This window comes from Yersinia pekkanenii (assembly GCF_001152565.1).
GTDB classification, from domain to species: domain Bacteria; phylum Pseudomonadota; class Gammaproteobacteria; order Enterobacterales; family Enterobacteriaceae; genus Yersinia; species Yersinia pekkanenii.
On record NZ_CQAZ01000036.1, the window covers coordinates 17,963 to 35,154 of the forward strand.

Genomic DNA, 17,192 nt, shown 5'->3' on the forward strand with positions numbered 1-17,192 from the left:
GAGATAAAATGGGCGATTTTGCTATCGATGATTTTCAGTCTCTTTGTGCCAAGATAAATAGTGCACTAAATGAGAGGGATATTACGGGGCAACCAATGAGAGATTGTCAGCAATACATCGATCCGCAGGAAGTACAGACGCGATATGATCGCGGTTATCAAGCCTGGTTGGCAGATGATTATGTCGCTGCCACGGTCGACTTTAGCTGGCTTACTTTATATTGCCCATTAGAACCACGATTTCATTTAGCCTTGGCTGGAGCAATGCAAATGCAGCAAGAGTATGCTCTGGCGCTAAGTGCTTATGCCGCTGCGTTATTATTGGAGGCGAAGGATCCTGATCCTGTATACCAAATGGCGGTGTGTTTACACGCACTGGATAACGGTGCCGATGCTAGAGAAGCATTACAAACAGCCATTGAAATGAGTTATTTTAGTCCTGAATACGCCCCGACGGCTGAAAAAGCCAACCAATTATTGGATAGCATCTGAAACAAAAAATATAGTTTGTTTGAGCCATGTTTAAGGTGGGTAACTATGAGCCAAATAACTGCATCCCAAATAACTCAGTGTCCAGATGCGCTCTCCGAATCTGATCTAGCCAGAATAAATTTCCATCAGAAGCTTGAAAGTGAAAAGCCTATTCTCTGTATTCCTGCCAAGCTTATTGATGAATTTAAAAATAAAATAATTGAAGATACAAAAGTAGACGTTAATAAATTAGGCGATACTCAAGAAGGTGAACTGGATGAATTAAAAAATGCCAGCGTTAAGTTAGCCAAGAAACAATTTTTCATCAATGTTATTGAATCGATTATTTCGTTAACCTCGTTTGTTGTCGGTGTTGGACTCAGCGTTTGTAGTGGTGGCGTAGCAACGCCTGTTGCTGTTCTGGCAGGCTTAAATCTTATGCTATCACTGTCTAATTTGGCCTGTGCCTACCATAACTGGAATTGTGCCAGTAAAAATAAAGAAACATTGACAATGGGCAGTGATGCAATACAGCAAGCGGTTTTTATGTTGGCTAAATATTGTCAAGCTTCACCTACGAATGCTAAAAAAATAGCTCGTTTCACAGCGTATTTTATCAAAGCAGGAATTGTGGTTTCTCTGGGTATGATTGGGGGGGTTGTTCATCCGGTGGTTAATAATAGTTTATGCTTACTCGCCAAGAATTATGCCCCAATATTGACGTCCATAATGAGTGTTGTCGCCGCAGGGGCCTTAGGGACCTGGATTAATCATGACAAAGATGAAAAGGATGCAGTCATAGCAAAGTTAGTCACAAATGAAAAAAAGACGGTCGAACAATTAGCTGAGCTTAACGGAGGGCTGAAGATGTTAGCCGCATTTGAAACATTCATAAAACTTTCTGAAGAGAATCAATCGCAATCTTATTAATTAGGTTTAAGGTCTAAGCCGGATATCCCTCCAGGGTATTACTTGTCAATATTGCATCAGGATAGTGACACCCTAAGGGATATGATGAAATCAATACAGTTTATTTTATTTCGGCAAGAAGGAACATTACGTAGCAATGGGGAGTGTCATACTGTGCCAGCAGGGCATTTGGTGGTTACCAATGAACTGGCCAGCGTCTCTTCTTTCTCACAGAGTTCTTTTATTTCAATACTGTGTCATTCAATAGATCTTTTACCTATATATCAGGATCTGGCCAGTAAAATGGTGCAATCGAATAGATCCGGCTTGCCCCATAAGGTGCCTGAACGCTACAAAGTATTGCCAGCAAGTGACGATATTATTCATGCTACAGAACAGTTAATTAATATTGAGCGTACAGCATCATTACGTTTTCTTTATTTTTATTGTCTGGGTTTAGATCTGACTTATTTCTCCAGATTATTAGAGTCAGTTGTCGGCACCAATAATGAGTTATTAGAATTCTTTGAGAAAAACCGCCTTAATCCATGGACAGTTTCACGCTATGCCGATGAGTTAGGTATTTCGGCCCGTAAATTGAATTTTCTATTTTACGAAAAATTCGGTATGTCGGCTAAACAATGGTTACTGGATCAACGCTTGAAAAAAGGCTGCGAGTTACTGTTGTCCACCCGATTGCGAGTGGCAGATATTGCGATGGAGTGTGGTTTTAGTAATCACGCTCATTTCTCTGATAGTTTTCGTCGCCGTTTTCAGCAGTGCCCCTCACATATGCGGTCGCTGATGGAATAGGGAGTTCTGATGGATATAAATGCGTTAATTAATGAGCTAACGCACAGCATTAACAAAATAGGTCAGGATTTTCAAAGCCAGATGGCTTCCGGCAATCCCTCGGATCCCGAGCATATGCTGAAAATGCAATTTGCTATGCAGCAGTATTCGTCTTACATCAATTTTAGCAGCGCTTTGATGAAGAATATTAAAGATATGACCAGCGGGATTATCGCAAAAATATGATCTTACTTTCAGCGCCTTGTCGCCAATTGGTGGTCGAAGCCGCCTTGGCAGGGGTGAACCACAGTTTGCTGGTTGAGGCTCGTCATATTCTTAACGTGTTACCTCAACTTATACCGGGCTCACAGGTACGTCTGATTTGTGAGGCTATGTTGCGCTTCGGTCTTAATGACCAAAATGAAGCTCTGGCATTATTGGCAGCGTCCGCCTCCGAAGAGGCTCAGGCCATGCTGATTTTGCTGCAACAAGGGGCCGCTTCCCCTGATGAAAAAGTAAAACCGACGCCGTATAAGCAGGTTTATTAACAGGAGATAGTTACGTGGATATTAGTGCCATTCGAGCTGCGGCAACGCTGAGTTCACCACTTCAACACGCTGCCAACGACCCACAACACATTGCCAAATTTACTCAGTTAATGCAGCAGGTCGAACCGGCCACGCCAATGATGACACCTGATCAATTGCTGGTCATGCAGTCTCAATGGATGCACGCCACGTTAGCGGTAGACTTAACGGCTAAAGTGGCCGGTGTCGTAGGGCAAAACATCAATAAACTGGTCAATATGCAATGAAACAGATGCGGCGCACGGCATTGCTATTACTGGTGGTGGTGTCCCTTTCTGGCTGCGGTATCGCGTTATATAGCGGGCTTTCCGAAGGAGAAGCCAACCAGATGCTAGCGTTGCTGATGTTGCACCAAATTAAAGCGGAGAAGCAGTCTGAAAAGGGCGGGACAGTCGGGCTGAGCGTCGATAAAAGTCAGTTTATTAACGCGGTTGAACTGCTACGACAAAATGGCTTTCCTCGTCAACGATTTGTCACGGTGGATGAGTTATTTCCATCGAACCAGTTAGTGACATCGCCTGGGCAAGAACAGATCAAAATGGTCTATTTGAAAGAACAGCAGTTGGAAAGCATGCTGAGTCATATGGATGGGGTGATCCATGCCGATGTCACCATCGCCATGCCCGCACCCACCGACGGTAAGAGCAGTGTTCCCCATGCTGCTTCGGTATTTATCAAGTATTCACCCGAGGTCAACTTGCAGAGCTATCAACCGCAAATCAAGAATCTGATCCGCGATGGTATCCCCGGTATTGATTACTCGCAAATTAGCGTGGTGATGCAGCCTGCCAACTATCGTTTCAGTGCCACAGCGTCACAGCAACAAACGGGGGCGGAAATGAGCCTGCAATGGTTGTTACGCCATGCCGGTACGATACAAATAGCGGTGGGCGGGGTGTTGGTCTTGTTGGCCGGGTTATCGATGGCCGGTTTGTTGCGTTATTTGCGCCGCTAAGTGGCTGGTGGAGGGGAACAGGATGATATTACCGTTAACCGCTGATATCCGGTATTTGCATCAGTTAGCCTGGCGGCCAGCGCAATTCGCCCATCCTTTATGGTTGGCTGCGGTTGGCGTCAAAGCCGAAAATTACTGTTATGGTCGCAGTAAAGTGCTGGATATAGCCTTGAATAACAGACTGATCCAGAAGCGAAAGTTTCCACAGCAAGCGCTGCCATCGGTGTTAAGCCAGCAACAACAATACCAAATGGCGGGATATCAACGTTTATCGTCCCTCTGCCTGGCCTTGGGGTTGGTCCATTTGCAATGTGATGATTATCTGCGACTGCGCCATTATCGGCAGGTACTTTTACCGCAATTGAATGAGGGAGATATTCAGCAACTGATGGGGATGGGGTTTCGCGGTCAGCTTCCGCCTGGATTAAGCCCACAGCAGCTGTACGGAACCGCTTTACGTTTGGGACAGAGTCTGGCACATCAAATTCGTCATGGCTGTGTGGTCTGGCGCGCAAACTCTATTTTGTTACCTCCTCAGCCGCGCGCGTTATCTCTGCCCCAAGCGTTATCTATTTCGGCTGACCGTTGGTTAACTCGATTGGAGCGATTATTGTGAATCCCTTTTATATCAGGGTGAAAAAACTCGATTTTTCACTTCCAGCAGGCGGTGTTATCCCGGCAGCTCAGTTGCAGGAAATCGCGTCGATACGGGATATTTTGTCTGATGCCAGCGTGCGGGCGGCAGAGATTGTGCAAGCCGCAGACGCTGATAGGGGGTTGCTATTGGCTCAGGCACAGCAACAGGCAGACAGGATTATCCCTCTGGCCCGTAATCAAATGGAAACCGAGGTGTTGGCGCAGCATGTCCGTTGGTTAGTGGCGGCGGATCGATGGGAGTCATCGCTGATTACTCACGCCCGTCAGCATATCCTGACGGCGATGGCATCGGTAGTAACCACTTGGGCTGGGCAGCAATCGGTAGATCAGATTTTGATTCATCGGCTAGGGGCGAAGGTGGAGAGCATGGCGCAGCAAGATAACGTGGTTTTACGGGTTCATCCGCAGCATCTTCCTGCGGTGATATCGGCTCTGGGGACCCGAGTGCAGTGTGTGGGCGACGAGAGTCTGGCCGAAGATCAGGCGCAATTAGGTTCGCCGATGCTGCTACTGAGCCTTTCCCTTCGCCGCCATTTATCGCAACTGGTGCTTTGGTTACAACAGTCGCCGCCATCCTTGCCCCATCAGGCATCGGACACATGATAAATACTCATCATGTGTCCGATGCCGTCGCGGTCCACGGCTCCCCTTTGGAGGGCGCCAAGTCGCACGGCGAAATACTCCCCGCGCATTCAGTGATGGAGCTGGCCAGTATGGAGTTGGCTGAAGTCAGGCAAACTGCGCTGGAAGAGACAATGGAAGGGATCGGGCTGAGCCTCGGGTCACGATTGAAAGATCAAAAGTCTGTTGAAGCCGAGGAGCGTAATCTGCGCCGCCAGCAGCTCTTGGTAACCTTAGTGGCACAGCTATCCGATGGCGCTGACACCCTATTACAGCAAAATATCCCGTTTGACATGGATATTGCTTTGCTTGCCAGCCAGCTCCGTCAGGGGCGGTTATCGGCAGGGCAGCAAATAGTGCTATTGGCTACCATGTTGGCCCACTGCAAAGATAATCCGTTACGTCGCCGCAGCTTATCGCAATTACTTGGCCCGTTACTTGAACGTAATGGCTGGGAAGTCGAGCTATTTGGTTTGTTGGCGCTGGGTACCGAGAAAAGCCGTGAGCTGGGAGCCGTCAAACAGTTATTTCAGCAAAGTATTCATCAAGGTGAGTTGTCGGTAGCGGAGTGGTTTACCCAGGTTAGCCGCTGGCCACAGCGCCAGCAACGTGTCCGCGTTTTGATGCGGGCGTTGGCGTTTGATTTATCCTGTCAGCCGCCCCCTAAATATGGTGAGCGTTTGGCCGCCACACTCTATCAATTGCGCCGCTTGTTAATGTTTCTGGGGCTGGAAGATCATTGTCACCGCATGGGGACTGCCTGTGGAGTATCCGGCGATGCGATTCTAAGCGAAGTCCTGGCGGTGGTCGGTCAGCCCTGGTTGTTCAGTAGCTGGTTACAGCCACGGATTGAAGCGATTTCAGGTGGCGGCACTACAGAATATCGGGAGGTTATTCGTCGATTTTATGAGCTGTTCAAGTTTATGCCGGTAGAGTGTTTCAATGATCGGGAGCAGCAAGAGCAAATTTTGACGGTATTGCTGGAGATATGATGTGACGACTCAGGCTAACACCCGATAGCCCGTATATCGCTGACTGCTTATTCTCTTAATAAATCATATTTAATTTGTATCAATGGGGTATTGGCTATGGACATGGATTTAGTCGTTACCCGGAATCTACAGCTATTTATCCGTATGGCCGAACTCCCTTGTGCGGGAATAACGTCTCGTATGCAGTGGCAGCTAGATCAGCGGGTGGTGTTGCTTGAGTGGCGAGCCTCAAGGCTGCTACTGACCTGCGGTTTACAGCATCAGTCCTCACCGTATCAGCCTTCACAACATCAGCCTTCACAACATCAGCGCTATACCAGTGATGATCTGCTGCGGCTCCAGCAATGCTGGCGATTGGAGCAATTTAATGGCGTGCCGCAGCGTATCTACTTACTGAAGATGGGCATTATGGTCAGTTGCTCGGCACCTGAGTTATCAGGTGCCGAATTTTGGTATCAGCTCTATCGGCAGCAGGGTGCTTTACTCCGGCGCTTGCCGGGAGAATGCCGATGAAGGGATCGGTATTGATGCGTGGTTTGATGATGATAACCGCGCGGCAGGATGTTTTCTTAGCCATCATGCTGCTGGTGGCGATCTTTATGATGATTTTGCCCCTTCCCACGGTACTGGTGGACGTGCTGATTGCGGTCAATCTGGCCTTCTCCGTCATCTTATTAATGATCTCTATTTATCTGCGTGATCCGCTCGAATTCTCGGTCTTCCCGTCGTTATTACTGATCACCACGCTTTACCGGTTGGCACTGACCATCAGTACCACGCGCCTGGTGCTGTTACAGCATGATGCCGGTGAGATTGTCGAAGCATTCGGTCAGTTTGTGGTGGGGGGCAATCTGGCTGTGGGGCTGATTATTTTTACGATTATTACCGTCGTTCAATTTATCGTGATTACCAAAGGCTCGGAGCGAGTGGCTGAAGTTAGCGCCCGTTTCTCACTGGATGCCATGCCGGGCAAGCAAATGAGTATTGATGGCGATATGCGTGCTGGCGTCATCGACTCTGCCGAGGCCGGGCGGTTGCGGGAGCGGGTACAAAAAGAAAGTCGCTTGTTTGGTGCCATGGACGGGGCGATGAAGTTCGTTAAAGGAGATGCTATTGCCGGGATTATTGTCATTCTGGTGAATATTATTGGCGGCGTCACTATTGGCATGCTGCAACATAATATGTCAGCCGAGCAGGCGATGGTGACCTACGCGGTGCTCTCTGTCGGGGATGGTTTGTGCGCTCAAATCCCGTCATTACTTATCTCGATTACCGCAGGGATCATTGTTACCCGCGTTCCCGGTAGCGATAAACAGAGTCTGGCTAAAGACCTGGCTGTTCAGGTGGGGCGTCAACCCGATGCTTTGTGGCTAGCGGCGGCCATCCTGACGGTTTTTGCTTTGCTGCCGGGTTTTCCGTTCCTGATTTTTATCACACTAGCGATACTGGTGGCGACCCCAGCCTTGTTGTTTTATCGCACAGGGCGGTCAACGCAGTCCGGCGATGGCGCTAATAACGTCAGCGATAACCGTATTTCTTCGGCTAACACCATGACCCCAGGTGCCGTACCCTTGATGTTGTATTGTGCGCCCAATTTGCATTACCCCCATTTAGGGCGGGAAATAGACGGCTTGCGTTGGCGCTGGTTTGAACACCTTGGCGTGCCATTGCCGGAGGTGGTGATCCGCAGCTCCGCGGCATTGGCTGAGAATACCTTATCTATCCGGGTCTATCAGGAGCAAGTGCTGGAATTAACCTTGCCGCCAGATGAGCTATTACTGACTCAGCCCAGTACTCAATTAGAGACCCGCAGCCAAATTCTGGGCCCCAAAATGGGCACTTTCGAATGGTTGGCCGCAGAACAGGGCAGCCATGCCAGTACTTTGGGTATCCCGTATGCACAGGGGCATCAACGTATTATTTATTGTCTGACGCGGGTACTTGAGCGGCATACGGCGGAGTTTATTGGCGTACAGGAAACCCGTTATCTGATGGATGCGATGGAAGGCCGCTACGGGGAGTTAGTCAAAGAGCTACAGCGCCAGATGCCGGTAGGAAAAGTGGCTGAAATATTGCAACGGTTGGTGGAAGAGGATGTGTCTATCCGTGATTTACGCACCATTTTCGGCGCGCTGGTGGCGTGGGCGCCCAAAGAGAAAGACAGTGTGATGTTGACTGAATATGTCCGTATCGCTTTGCGCCGCCACGTGTGTCATCGGTTCAGTAAAAACAAAGCCTGGTTACCGGTATTACGCTTGGGAGAAGGGGCAGAAAACCTGATCCGGGAGTCTATTCGTCAAACCTCGGCAGGCACTTACTCTGCACTGGGAGATAAACACTCGCGCCTGATCCTCGGCAAAATAAAAATCGCCTTTGCTGAAAACAGTGACGCGGTATTACTGACGTCCATCGATGTTCGTCGTTTTCTCCGCAAAATTGTTGAGCGGGATATTTTCGCGCTGCCAGTGCTTTCCTGGCAAGAGCTGGGCGATGAGATGAACATCAAAGTGGCTGGTACGATTGAGCTTATCGGAGACGAACTTGATGAAGCTGCCTGATCTCCCAAAACTCAACCCTCAGTTGCCCCCACAATGGCTGTTATCGTCCTCCCCGCCGGAGGGCATGGAATATCACGGCCCGATACTGGATGTTGGCCCAACCTTGTTACGCGCCAATTTACCCGGCGTAGCGCTGGGGGAATTATGTCGTATCGATTCCGCGGGCATGCTGGCGGAAGTGGTCGCCATTGAGCAGCAAACGGCGTTGTTATCACCGTTCGCCGCTTCGACGGGGTTACGCTGTGGGCAGTGGGTATCCCCGCTGGGGCATACACACCGCGTCAGAGTCGGGTCTGATTTAGTTGGGCGGGTTTTGGATGGCTTGGGGGTTCCCCTGGATGGTGGCCCACCACTGACGGGATATTGGCGTGAACTGGATAGCTCACCGCCAGATCCGTTAACCCGCCAGCCAGTACATCAAATCCTGACCACCGGTATTCGCGCGCTGGATGGCCTATTGAGTTGTGGCGAAGGGCAGCGAATCGGTATTTTTGCGGCGGCGGGGGTTGGGAAAAGTACCTTGCTCAGTATGCTTTGCGCTGGCAGTCGCGCTGATGTGATGGTGCTGGCCCTGATTGGGGAGCGTGGCCGTGAAGTGCGGGAGTTTCTTGAGCAAGTGCTAACCCCTGAGGCCCGTGCCCGTACTGTGGTGGTGGTGGCAACCTCTGATCGCCCGGCGTTGGAACGGCTAAAGGGCCTTTATACCGCCACGACCGTGGCGGAATACTTCCGAGAACGTGGGCAGAAAGTGTTGTTAATGGCGGATTCGCTGACCCGCTATGCCAGGGCTGCCCGCGAGATTGGTCTGGCGGCAGGAGAGTTGCCTGCGGCGGGCAGCTTTCCACCCAGTGTTTTTGCCGCGTTACCCCGGCTATTAGAGCGGGCAGGCAACAGTGAGTGTGGCAGCATCACCGCTTTTTATACCGTGCTGGTGGAGGGGGATGACATGAATGAGCCGGTGGCCGATGAGGTGCGTTCCCTGTTGGATGGGCACATTGTTCTTTCGCGTCGGCTGGCCGGGGCCGGCCACTATCCGGCCATTGATATTGCCGCCAGTATCAGCCGTATCATGCCGCAAATCGTCAGCGCAGAGCATCTGGCACAGGCACAGAAACTACGCCAACTACAAGCCTGCTATCAGGAGATCGAATTGCTGGTGCGAGTGGGTGAATATCAGGCAGGGCAAGACTTGCAAGCCGATGAAGCATTGCAACGTTATCCGGCAATTTGCGCCTTCTTACAACAAGAGAATGCATTATCGTGCCATTCCGATGCCGCCAGCCTCAACAGCACCTTGGCGCAGCTCACGCAGGCCATCGGTTGAACCGCCCACCGTGGGATATTTTGCCGCGCCTGCTGGCACTGCGGCAAGGCAAAGAGCGCCGACTACGCCAGCATTTGGTGTTTCTGAAACAGGAATATCAGCAGCGCGAGCAACAATTGGCAAACTGCCATATCGAACGCCATCAGTTATGTCAGCAGCTACAACAACTGGCACAGTGGCGTGGTCAGCTGATCCCGGTAGAGGCGGATGAGCAGAGAGTTTTACAACATGAGGTATATCAGGCAGAGCGGCGGCAGCAAAAGTTAATTAGTGAGTTGCTGGCACTGGGGCAGCAGCAACGGGCAGCTATTGAGGGGCAACAGGCACTGTTACGGCGTAATCAGCGTGAACAAGAGAAATTAGGGATATTAATAAAAGATGAGTCGAATGGATATTGAAGGCACGCTAGCACTGCTAAGTGATCGCTATTTTGGTGGCGGGCAGCCGTCGAGTGTCGGTAATGAGAAGCAAAAACAGCAATTCGCCCGTTATCTTCCCCCGCGTTTACTGTCGATGCAGGATATGCCCGATGCTATTGCCACGGCACAAGGCCATAACCTGATGCAGGCTGAATATTGCATCGTGAGCGGCCCGTTATGCGGGACCCGCATCAGTGTCAGCTTGGCTATTCACGGCTTGAATATTGTACTCAGTCACACCGAGGATGAATTAATTAAACGGTTACAACGTATGCAGGCACGCTGGCAGCGGCAACTGCAACAATTAGGTTTCCCCTGCTTGTTGGAGGTCACCCATGCTGGGGAGTCTGACGGCTGAATTACGCCAACTCAGCGCCATGATAGGTAATGGACGGCAAGCTAGCGGAGTCTCCGCCACACTGATGCAGGCTGAGGGGGAAGGGGTATATCTGCCGCTGCATTATGCCGGACAGGCATGTGGCCTATGGCTATCCCGGCATTGCTGGCAGCACTGGCTAGCCTCCTCACTGGCCACTGACGATAACCATTTTCTGGCGACAGAATTGGTGGTAGCCATGGCCCATTGGGCGGTCAGCCCGCTGCTGATGCCGCTACCTGACTTGTTGATTGACAACACGGCTCCACGGGCGATGACATTGTTAAATCAATGGGCGGTGATGCTGACTTTCGAACTGGAAGGGCAGCAACTCAGTGGTGTGCTGTTTGATTGGCCGTGGGCATCATTGGCGGAAACCTTATCTCACTGGAAGAGTGAGGATAAGCCCTGCCAGCAAGAGTTCTGCTGGCAGGCTGGGTTGGTTGCTGGCTGGAGCCGTTTATCCCTACATCAGTTGCAACGAGTCAGGCCCGGTGATGGGGTACGGATAGTGGCTGCCGCTGAACTGGAACAAGGGAACTGCTGGCTATGGCCAATGGCATCAGCGCAGATTTATATCAAGTTGGAGGGGGGAAACAAAATGACAATTCAACATATTAATGACGATATTGACCAGTTGCTCGGACTGGATATGGCCACGGTTGCTAAAGCGCCGCAGGCCGTCGCGCTGGACAGCTTACCGCAGACGCTGGTGATGGAGATTGGCCGCCTGACGCTACCGCTGGGTGACATCAAACAATTAGCGGTTGGGCAAACACTGGATTGTCAAACCGCCTTCTACGGCGAGGTCAATATCCGGCTGCATGGGCAGCCCGTCGGCAGTGGCAGTTTATTGTGTTGTGATAATGAGTTAGTTGTTAGGATCGATCAATGGCACCTTACCCTGTAGCCCTACGGCCTTGAGGTTGCGGCGGTGTTAGCTGTAACACCAATGACTTTGGGTAAAAACAATAAGGTATAACATCATTCAGGTCATGACCTGATTCCAGATGGGGGCGGCTGGGGAAATACTGTAGGTATAATTTTCACCAAACAGGCCAGCCTTTTGCGGAACAGATTATGGAGTTACTGAATTCGTCTTCTCAATTGATTGTCCTGCTTTTCCTGCTGTCATTACTGCCCTTGCTGGTCGTTATGGGGACCTCATTCCTCAAGTTATCAATAGTTTTTTCATTGCTGCGCAATGCGCTGGGTGTTCAGCAGGTGCCACCCAATATCGCCATTTACGGACTGGCGTTAGTGTTAACTATTTTTATCATGGCCCCGGTTGGATTGGATGTGCATGCCCGCCTGCAAGATGAGCCGCTACCAAACGATATTGGTGCTTTGTTACAGCACATTGATGAACACGCCTTGGGGCCATACCGTGATTTTTTGCAACGCAATACTGATGCAGAGCAAGCGACTTTTTTTAACGATATCGTCCAAACCAAATGGCCTGAGCGCTACCGTAGCACCATAAAATCCAATTCACTGCTGATATTAATGCCCGCCTTTACCATTACCCAACTTACTGAAGCATTTAAAATCGGCCTATTGCTCTACTTGCCCTTCGTAGCGATCGATTTGATTGTTTCCAATATTTTGCTGGCAATGGGCATGATGATGGTGTCACCTATCACCATCTCACTTCCATTTAAATTATTGATATTTATATTGATTGATGGTTGGGGCTTGCTTTTAGACCAGTTGGTGGGGTCTTACTTATGAATCTTCACCACAGGGTATGGCAATGAGTAATGCCATTGTTATTCATTTAGCGACCCAATTACTGTGGATAGTGTTAATGCTATCGATGCCGGTGGTGGTGGTGGCATCAGTGGTCGGGCTGGTTGTCAGCTTGTTACAGGCGCTGACTCAAATACAAGATCAAACTTTACAGTTTTTGATCAAGTTGCTGGCAGTATCGGCAACCTTATTGATTACCTATCATTGGATGGGGGCGACATTGCTCAATTATACCCAGCAGAGTTTTTTACAAATCTCCAGTATGCGGTCCTGATATGCATGATGCTCTGTATTGGTTGGGCGCGCTAGGGCTGGCGATGATGCGCCCTTACGGTATGTTGCTGATATTGCCTCTGTTTACCGCCCGCAGTTTAGGCAGTAGCTTATTACGTAATGGTTTGGTTTTTGCCATTGCTCTGCCTGTCACCCCACTATTTTTCACCACGTCAGTGATAACTCAGTATAGCCTCACTGGGTGGTTTTGGCTGCTAGGGCTTGAGTTAATGATTGGGGTGATGATTGGCTTTGTCGCTGCATTACCGTTCTGGGCCATTGATATGGCTGGCTTCCTGATTGATACCTTACGCGGTGCCACCATGTCGACCTTGTTTAACCCCAGTATGGGTATGGAATCTTCTATTTTCGGCGTGTTATTTACCCAAATATTAACTGTGCTATTTTTGCTTTCCGGTGGGTTCAATTTGGTGCTGGCGGCACTGTATGGCTCTTATGACATGTTGCCCGCTGGCAGTGGGATCCAGCCTTCAACTGCGATGCTGCAATTCCTGAAAAGTGAATGGTTACTGATGCAGGAGCTCTGCCTGAGCTTTGCGCTTCCTGCGATGTTGGTGATGGTACTGGTTGATTTATCTTTAGGATTAATCAATCGTTCGGCACAACAACTGAATGTTTTCTTTCTGGCGATGCCGATTAAAAGCGCATTGGCCCTGCTCTTGCTGGTGATTAGCCTGCCTTATGCCCTGCATCACTATTTGGTCGGCATTAACCAGACTGAACAAAAGATAAACACGCTTATCCCACTGATAAATGGAGGGGCTGATGGGCGGTGAGAGCAGTGAAAAGAACGAAAAACCGACAGCTAAGCGCCTGAAGGAGGCACGAGAAAAAGGGCAGGTGATTAAAAGTGTTGAGATAACCTCCGGCGTTCAGTTGGTGGTGCTGGTGGTTTACTTTTTTCTGACCGGCGACACCTTAGTGCATCAGATCATCGCGCTGATCCGCAGTACAATGACTCAATTACAACAACCGCTGAACATGGCGCTGGCCCATATCGGCAGCGAGTGCGTGGCGGTAGTTATCCATATTATTGGGGTCTTGGGCGGGGCCCTGATTTTAGCCACTATCTTTGCCGGTATCGCGCAAGTCGGGTCGTTATTGGCCACTAAAGCTGTGGAGTTTAAAGGCGAGCACATCAACCCAATCAATAATGCCAAACAGCTTTTTTCACTGCGTAGCTTGTTTGAATTGGCTAAATCATTACTGAAAGTCGCGGTGCTCACCCTGATTTTTGGCTATTTATTGATGCGCTATGCCACCTCTTTTGGTTATTTGGCTTATTGCGGCAGCCGCTGCGCTATCCCAGTATTTGGCACATTTATGAGCTGGTTGTTGGGCGCGTTGGTGGCCTGTTATGTGGTGCTTTCGTTGATGGATTATGCTTTCCAGCGCTATAACACCATGAAACAACTGAAAATGTCTCATGAAGAGGTCAAACGGGAACATAAAGACAGCGATGGGGATCCCCAGATCAAGCAGAAGCGTCGCCAGTTACAGCGTGAAGTGCAAAGTGGTAGTTTTGCTAAAAATGTACAGCGTTCTACTGCGGTGGTGCGTAACCCGACCCATTTTGCGGTTTGCCTGTTTTATCACCCAGACGATGCGCCCCTCCCGGTGGTGATTGAGAAAGGCCATGGTGAGCGGGCCGCACTGATCGTTAAACTGGCGGAACAGCAGGGTATTCCTGTGGTGGAAAATATTGCACTCGCACGAGCATTACACCGCAATGTAAGTTGTGGCGATACCATACCCGAACAATTCTTCGAGCCGGTTGCCGTTATTTTGCGCCTGGCTTTAGCGCTGGATTATCAGCCGCAACAGAGTTGCGATCCTTGATAACAGCTATCCGCGCTATATCTATTATCTGATTCATTACGTCAAGATATGAATTTCGTTACCTTGCTGGGTAACGATAAACCGCCCATGGGTGATACCCTCCAGACGATAACGCAAGGTTTCACGCGGGGATCGTTAGTTTGCCACGGTTGTGGTTTTGCCTGGCGTGGCGACCGCGAGTGATACTCCCGCAGCACGAAGCCGTTTTAATATACTGAATAACAACGCGCTTTTGGTGTTACTTACCATACGTGGGCTGGGGACTAAACCGGTCACACTGAGCACAATACCGTCCGGGCTTAACTGGCTGAATTTCACCGACGGGGTTGGAGTATCGAGTATCGACTCATGTTCTTCATAAGCCTCTATCAATAGTGCTTGCGCCAATTCAACATCCAAATCCAGCGGGAAAGTCAGGGCAATAGTCACCACCCCTTGCGCGTTAGCCATGGTGGCATTACGCACATTCTGCGAGATGAGTTGTGAGTTCGGCACGATCACCGTTGAGCGGTCACTGAGCTGGATCTCGGTGGCGCGAACATTAATGCGGCGGATATCCCCCTCAACCCCACTGATACTGATCAAATCGCCGACTTTGACTGGTCGCTCAGTCAGCAAAATAATACCGGAAATAAAGTTTTTCACGATTTCCTGTAAACCAAAACCGATCCCCACCGACAGCGCACTGACAATCCAGGCTAATTTATTCCATTGGAGACCCAGTACCGATAAAGTCAGTAGGATCACCAGCACATAACCGATATTACTGAATAGTGTTACCGCGGAGGTTTTTATACCCGGATCCATCTGGGTTTTCGGTAGGAATTCATTATTCAACCAGCGCCGCGCCGTTTTTAGCACATACAGCCCGACCAGCAGACAAATAGCTGCATTAAACAAATTAGTGGGAACGATATTTAATTTTTCCAGCCCTTCACCACTCAAGAGCTCCATGGCTTTTTGCAGCAGTGAAATCGGGGTGGTAGAGCCAAAGGTTCCGTTGAGCAGGGCGACGACTGCCAGTAATATCAGTATCACTTTGCTGGTAGCGGATAATAACGTGGCGGCTTGGGCTAAATGGCGATCGTCAATATTTAACGATTGCTTAATCGCTTTACCGGCGCTACTGCTGGGGGAAAAGATACTTTCTGCTAAATCTACACAGAGATGGATCAGCAAATACAAACAGGCGATGACCAGACAACTCCATACCAGCTTGTAGCTTAAGAATTTTGCCAGTGCGATATAACCCACCAACAATGACAGTAATATTGCTATTGCTGTAACACCGATGGCGAAATGAATCAGTCCGGCGAGTGTGGAGTAAGCTTCCGGTTTTTCGCCATTAGCCACCAGATTCCGCCGTATCCGGTTGGCACGTAATGGAATAATCGCCGCAGTGAATGCCATCAACAGGGCGGATATGCCATTACCAAAAATGGCTCCTGATACGCTGATATTGATCATGTTGTTCATCTGATCAATAGCACCAAAAATCATGATACAACAGGCTAATAGGGGCGGGAACAATCTCAGTGATGCCGCCACTTCATCAGCAATGGCAGGTAAACGCCATGAGGGACGTTGATTAGATAAAAACGCCCGTCCAAGACCTGCGACTAATGCCGAGAAAAACATAAGCTGAACAAAAGCCTGTGCAAAATCTATTACCACCTGTGAGGCACCCGGCGTGCGGGTAAAGGTCTGCGTGATACATTGCGCCACCGTCACGGTAATTAGCACCGTATAAAGTGTGGTTGCCAAAGCCATAAAACTGCGGCGCAATGGGCCTTGAGGCAGGTATTTAGTGCAAAACCAGGCAGTCAGACCATCGAGAGATTTAAAGCCAAATATGCCGATAAACAGTGTCAACAGCAGGTACATCGCGGTGCCGAAACGCCATTCTGGTGCCCAGGCTGCACTCCAGGCATCGGCCAGCTCTTGGGTAAAATCTTTTAACCGGCGGTCATCTTCCGTATTGGGGTTGATGATTGGTGCCCAGAAATGAGTGCCCAAGATACTGCCAGAGTTTAAAGCGATTTGTGATTTCAGCGCAGTCCGCCGTAAAGCGATAATCTGGGTTGCCAAGTTTTCTGCGTTGGTTTTGATAGCCTGAGCTTGATCATATTGACCATCCAACTGAGCTTTGCGGGTATTTAATATCCGCCGTTGTTGGGCCACTACCGGGGTTTCTGCCAGACTACCGGCGGCAGGTAATGGACCTAAGACTTCTCGCTGTGTTTGCAGTTGTTCCCGCTTAGGCTTGAGATCGGCGAGCAGTATGTCCGCATCCCGCACCAGTGCTAATGCCGTTTCATTGAGCACACTTAGCTGATTATCGGTGGTACTGACAGAAACACTTTGTTTTAATTTATCTAACTGTTTTTGCAGGCTAATCAGTTGTACTGATACGGCAGGTTTTGCGGGGGTTTCACTGCTTTCAGACGCAGTGTCTGATGCTGTAGCGGTAAAGGTCACACCTGCTGTTGACACAAAAATCAGCGTCAGCAGCAGGCACAGCAGCAGAGAATATCGACGTGAAGCAAAGTACCCAATCTTTTTCATAAAACCGATCAGCCCGAAAGTGAGTGCCACGATTAATCCAATAATGAGTGTAGGTGTGGGGTTAAAGCCTGCCTGATTGGCCGCT

General features: G+C 49.7%; 21 protein-coding genes. 20 read left to right on the top strand and 1 reads right to left on the bottom strand.

Features of this window, described 5'->3' with window-relative positions; genetic code table 11:
- The first annotated feature begins 8 nt into the window (after window positions 1-8).
- The 20 genes from AEP37_RS16655 to AEP37_RS16750 all read left to right on the top strand — a co-directional run bounded on the left by AEP37_RS16655 (window position 9) and on the right by AEP37_RS16750 (window position 14,542).
- The gene (locus tag AEP37_RS16655) at window positions 9-491 is read left to right on the top strand and encodes a SycD/LcrH family type III secretion system chaperone (protein WP_049614407.1); all 483 of its coding nucleotides are present in this window, start codon (window positions 9-11) and stop codon (window positions 489-491) included.
- Between the two features lie 45 nt (window positions 492-536).
- Window positions 537-1,400 (top strand): hypothetical protein, encoded by an 864-nt coding sequence (locus AEP37_RS16660; protein ID WP_049614408.1) that lies wholly within the window; start codon window positions 537-539, stop codon window positions 1,398-1,400.
- 84 nt (window positions 1,401-1,484) lie between these two features.
- Window positions 1,485-2,192 carry a helix-turn-helix transcriptional regulator gene (locus tag AEP37_RS16665; protein ID WP_049614409.1) on the top strand — a complete coding sequence of 236 codons (708 nt, stop codon included), beginning with the start codon at window positions 1,485-1,487 and terminating at the stop codon, window positions 2,190-2,192.
- Window positions 2,193-2,201: 9 nt separating this feature from the next.
- On the top strand, window positions 2,202-2,417 hold the full coding sequence (gene sctF, locus AEP37_RS16670; protein ID WP_049614410.1) for a type III secretion system needle filament subunit SctF: 216 nt from the start codon (window positions 2,202-2,204) through the stop codon (window positions 2,415-2,417).
- Window positions 2,414-2,719: an EscG/YscG/SsaH family type III secretion system needle protein co-chaperone gene (locus AEP37_RS16675; RefSeq protein WP_049614411.1), complete on the top strand. Its 306-nt coding sequence runs from the start codon at window positions 2,414-2,416 to the stop codon at window positions 2,717-2,719. Before sctF ends, AEP37_RS16675 begins: the two co-directional genes overlap by 4 nt.
- A gap of 14 nt (window positions 2,720-2,733) precedes the next feature.
- Window positions 2,734-2,985, top strand: a complete 252-nt coding sequence (gene sctI / locus AEP37_RS16680) for a type III secretion system inner rod subunit SctI (RefSeq protein ID WP_049614412.1) — start codon at window positions 2,734-2,736, stop codon at window positions 2,983-2,985.
- On the top strand, window positions 2,982-3,713 hold the full coding sequence (gene ssaJ, locus AEP37_RS16685) for an EscJ/YscJ/HrcJ family type III secretion inner membrane ring protein SsaJ (RefSeq protein ID WP_049614413.1): 732 nt from the start codon (window positions 2,982-2,984) through the stop codon (window positions 3,711-3,713). The genes sctI and ssaJ overlap by 4 nt, the downstream gene beginning before the upstream one ends.
- 22 nt (window positions 3,714-3,735) lie before the next feature.
- On the top strand, window positions 3,736-4,329 hold the full coding sequence (locus AEP37_RS16690; protein WP_049614414.1) for a type III secretion system domain-containing protein: 594 nt from the start codon (window positions 3,736-3,738) through the stop codon (window positions 4,327-4,329).
- On the top strand, window positions 4,326-4,973 hold the full coding sequence (gene sctL, locus AEP37_RS16695; protein ID WP_049614415.1) for a type III secretion system stator protein SctL: 648 nt from the start codon (window positions 4,326-4,328) through the stop codon (window positions 4,971-4,973). Before AEP37_RS16690 ends, sctL begins: the two co-directional genes overlap by 4 nt.
- Window positions 4,970-5,983: an HrpJ domain-containing protein gene (locus tag AEP37_RS16700; protein WP_049614416.1), complete on the top strand. Its 1,014-nt coding sequence runs from the start codon at window positions 4,970-4,972 to the stop codon at window positions 5,981-5,983. Before sctL ends, AEP37_RS16700 begins: the two co-directional genes overlap by 4 nt.
- A gap of 96 nt (window positions 5,984-6,079) precedes the next feature.
- A complete protein-coding gene (locus tag AEP37_RS16705; RefSeq protein WP_049614417.1) occupies window positions 6,080-6,496 on the top strand; it encodes a type III secretion system protein in 417 nt (138 codons plus the stop codon).
- Entirely contained in the window at window positions 6,493-8,541 is a 2,049-nt protein-coding gene (locus AEP37_RS16710) for an EscV/YscV/HrcV family type III secretion system export apparatus protein (RefSeq protein ID WP_082170838.1), read from the top strand. The genes AEP37_RS16705 and AEP37_RS16710 overlap by 4 nt, the downstream gene beginning before the upstream one ends.
- Window positions 8,528-9,865: an EscN/YscN/HrcN family type III secretion system ATPase gene (locus AEP37_RS16715; RefSeq protein WP_049614419.1), complete on the top strand. Its 1,338-nt coding sequence runs from the start codon at window positions 8,528-8,530 to the stop codon at window positions 9,863-9,865. The genes AEP37_RS16710 and AEP37_RS16715 overlap by 14 nt, the downstream gene beginning before the upstream one ends.
- Entirely contained in the window at window positions 9,862-10,263 is a 402-nt protein-coding gene (locus AEP37_RS16720; RefSeq protein WP_235801404.1) for a type III secretion protein, read from the top strand. The genes AEP37_RS16715 and AEP37_RS16720 overlap by 4 nt, the downstream gene beginning before the upstream one ends.
- Entirely contained in the window at window positions 10,253-10,642 is a 390-nt protein-coding gene (locus AEP37_RS16725; protein ID WP_235801405.1) for a hypothetical protein, read from the top strand. Before AEP37_RS16720 ends, AEP37_RS16725 begins: the two co-directional genes overlap by 11 nt.
- The gene (locus AEP37_RS16730; protein WP_049614421.1) at window positions 10,620-11,570 is read left to right on the top strand and encodes a YscQ/HrcQ family type III secretion apparatus protein; all 951 of its coding nucleotides are present in this window, start codon (window positions 10,620-10,622) and stop codon (window positions 11,568-11,570) included. Before AEP37_RS16725 ends, AEP37_RS16730 begins: the two co-directional genes overlap by 23 nt.
- A gap of 170 nt (window positions 11,571-11,740) precedes the next feature.
- Entirely contained in the window at window positions 11,741-12,391 is a 651-nt protein-coding gene (gene sctR, locus AEP37_RS16735) for a type III secretion system export apparatus subunit SctR (protein WP_049614422.1), read from the top strand.
- 22 nt (window positions 12,392-12,413) lie between these two features.
- Window positions 12,414-12,683 carry an EscS/YscS/HrcS family type III secretion system export apparatus protein gene (locus AEP37_RS16740; RefSeq protein WP_049614423.1) on the top strand — a complete coding sequence of 90 codons (270 nt, stop codon included), beginning with the start codon at window positions 12,414-12,416 and terminating at the stop codon, window positions 12,681-12,683.
- A 1-nt stretch (window position 12,684) separates the two neighbouring features.
- Window positions 12,685-13,479 carry a type III secretion system export apparatus subunit SctT gene (gene sctT, locus AEP37_RS16745; protein WP_049614424.1) on the top strand — a complete coding sequence of 265 codons (795 nt, stop codon included), beginning with the start codon at window positions 12,685-12,687 and terminating at the stop codon, window positions 13,477-13,479.
- Window positions 13,469-14,542, top strand: a complete 1,074-nt coding sequence (locus AEP37_RS16750; RefSeq protein WP_049614425.1) for an EscU/YscU/HrcU family type III secretion system export apparatus switch protein — start codon at window positions 13,469-13,471, stop codon at window positions 14,540-14,542. The genes sctT and AEP37_RS16750 overlap by 11 nt, the downstream gene beginning before the upstream one ends.
- 135 nt (window positions 14,543-14,677) lie before the next feature.
- On the opposite strand, the gene AEP37_RS16755 is transcribed toward AEP37_RS16750, so the two are convergent.
- Window positions 14,678-17,137 carry a DUF3772 domain-containing protein gene (locus tag AEP37_RS16755; RefSeq protein WP_162208251.1) on the bottom strand — a complete coding sequence of 820 codons (2,460 nt, stop codon included), beginning with the start codon at window positions 17,135-17,137 and terminating at the stop codon, window positions 14,678-14,680.
- Window positions 17,138-17,192: the final 55 nt, after the last annotated feature.

Bases quoted from the DNA above. Each gene is read 5' to 3' on its own strand.
- AEP37_RS16655 (WP_049614407.1), top strand. From the start codon at position 9: ATGGGCGATTTTGCTATCGATGATTTTCAGTCTCTTTGTGCCAAGATA.
- AEP37_RS16660 (WP_049614408.1), top strand. From the start codon at position 537: ATGAGCCAAATAACTGCATCCCAAATAACTCAGTGTCCAGATGCGCTC.
- AEP37_RS16665 (WP_049614409.1), top strand. From the start codon at position 1,485: ATGAAATCAATACAGTTTATTTTATTTCGGCAAGAAGGAACATTACGT.
- sctF (WP_049614410.1), top strand. From the start codon at position 2,202: ATGGATATAAATGCGTTAATTAATGAGCTAACGCACAGCATTAACAAA.
- AEP37_RS16675 (WP_049614411.1), top strand. From the start codon at position 2,414: ATGATCTTACTTTCAGCGCCTTGTCGCCAATTGGTGGTCGAAGCCGCC.
- ssaJ (WP_049614413.1), top strand. From the start codon at position 2,982: ATGAAACAGATGCGGCGCACGGCATTGCTATTACTGGTGGTGGTGTCC.
- AEP37_RS16690 (WP_049614414.1), top strand. From the start codon at position 3,736: ATGATATTACCGTTAACCGCTGATATCCGGTATTTGCATCAGTTAGCC.
- AEP37_RS16700 (WP_049614416.1), top strand. From the start codon at position 4,970: ATGATAAATACTCATCATGTGTCCGATGCCGTCGCGGTCCACGGCTCC.
- AEP37_RS16705 (WP_049614417.1), top strand. From the start codon at position 6,080: ATGGACATGGATTTAGTCGTTACCCGGAATCTACAGCTATTTATCCGT.
- AEP37_RS16710 (WP_082170838.1), top strand. From the start codon at position 6,493: ATGAAGGGATCGGTATTGATGCGTGGTTTGATGATGATAACCGCGCGG.
- AEP37_RS16715 (WP_049614419.1), top strand. From the start codon at position 8,528: ATGAAGCTGCCTGATCTCCCAAAACTCAACCCTCAGTTGCCCCCACAA.
- AEP37_RS16725 (WP_235801405.1), top strand. From the start codon at position 10,253: ATGGATATTGAAGGCACGCTAGCACTGCTAAGTGATCGCTATTTTGGT.
- AEP37_RS16730 (WP_049614421.1), top strand. From the start codon at position 10,620: ATGCTGGGGAGTCTGACGGCTGAATTACGCCAACTCAGCGCCATGATA.
- sctR (WP_049614422.1), top strand. From the start codon at position 11,741: ATGGAGTTACTGAATTCGTCTTCTCAATTGATTGTCCTGCTTTTCCTG.
- AEP37_RS16740 (WP_049614423.1), top strand. From the start codon at position 12,414: ATGAGTAATGCCATTGTTATTCATTTAGCGACCCAATTACTGTGGATA.
- sctT (WP_049614424.1), top strand. From the start codon at position 12,685: ATGCATGATGCTCTGTATTGGTTGGGCGCGCTAGGGCTGGCGATGATG.
- AEP37_RS16750 (WP_049614425.1), top strand. From the start codon at position 13,469: ATGGGCGGTGAGAGCAGTGAAAAGAACGAAAAACCGACAGCTAAGCGC.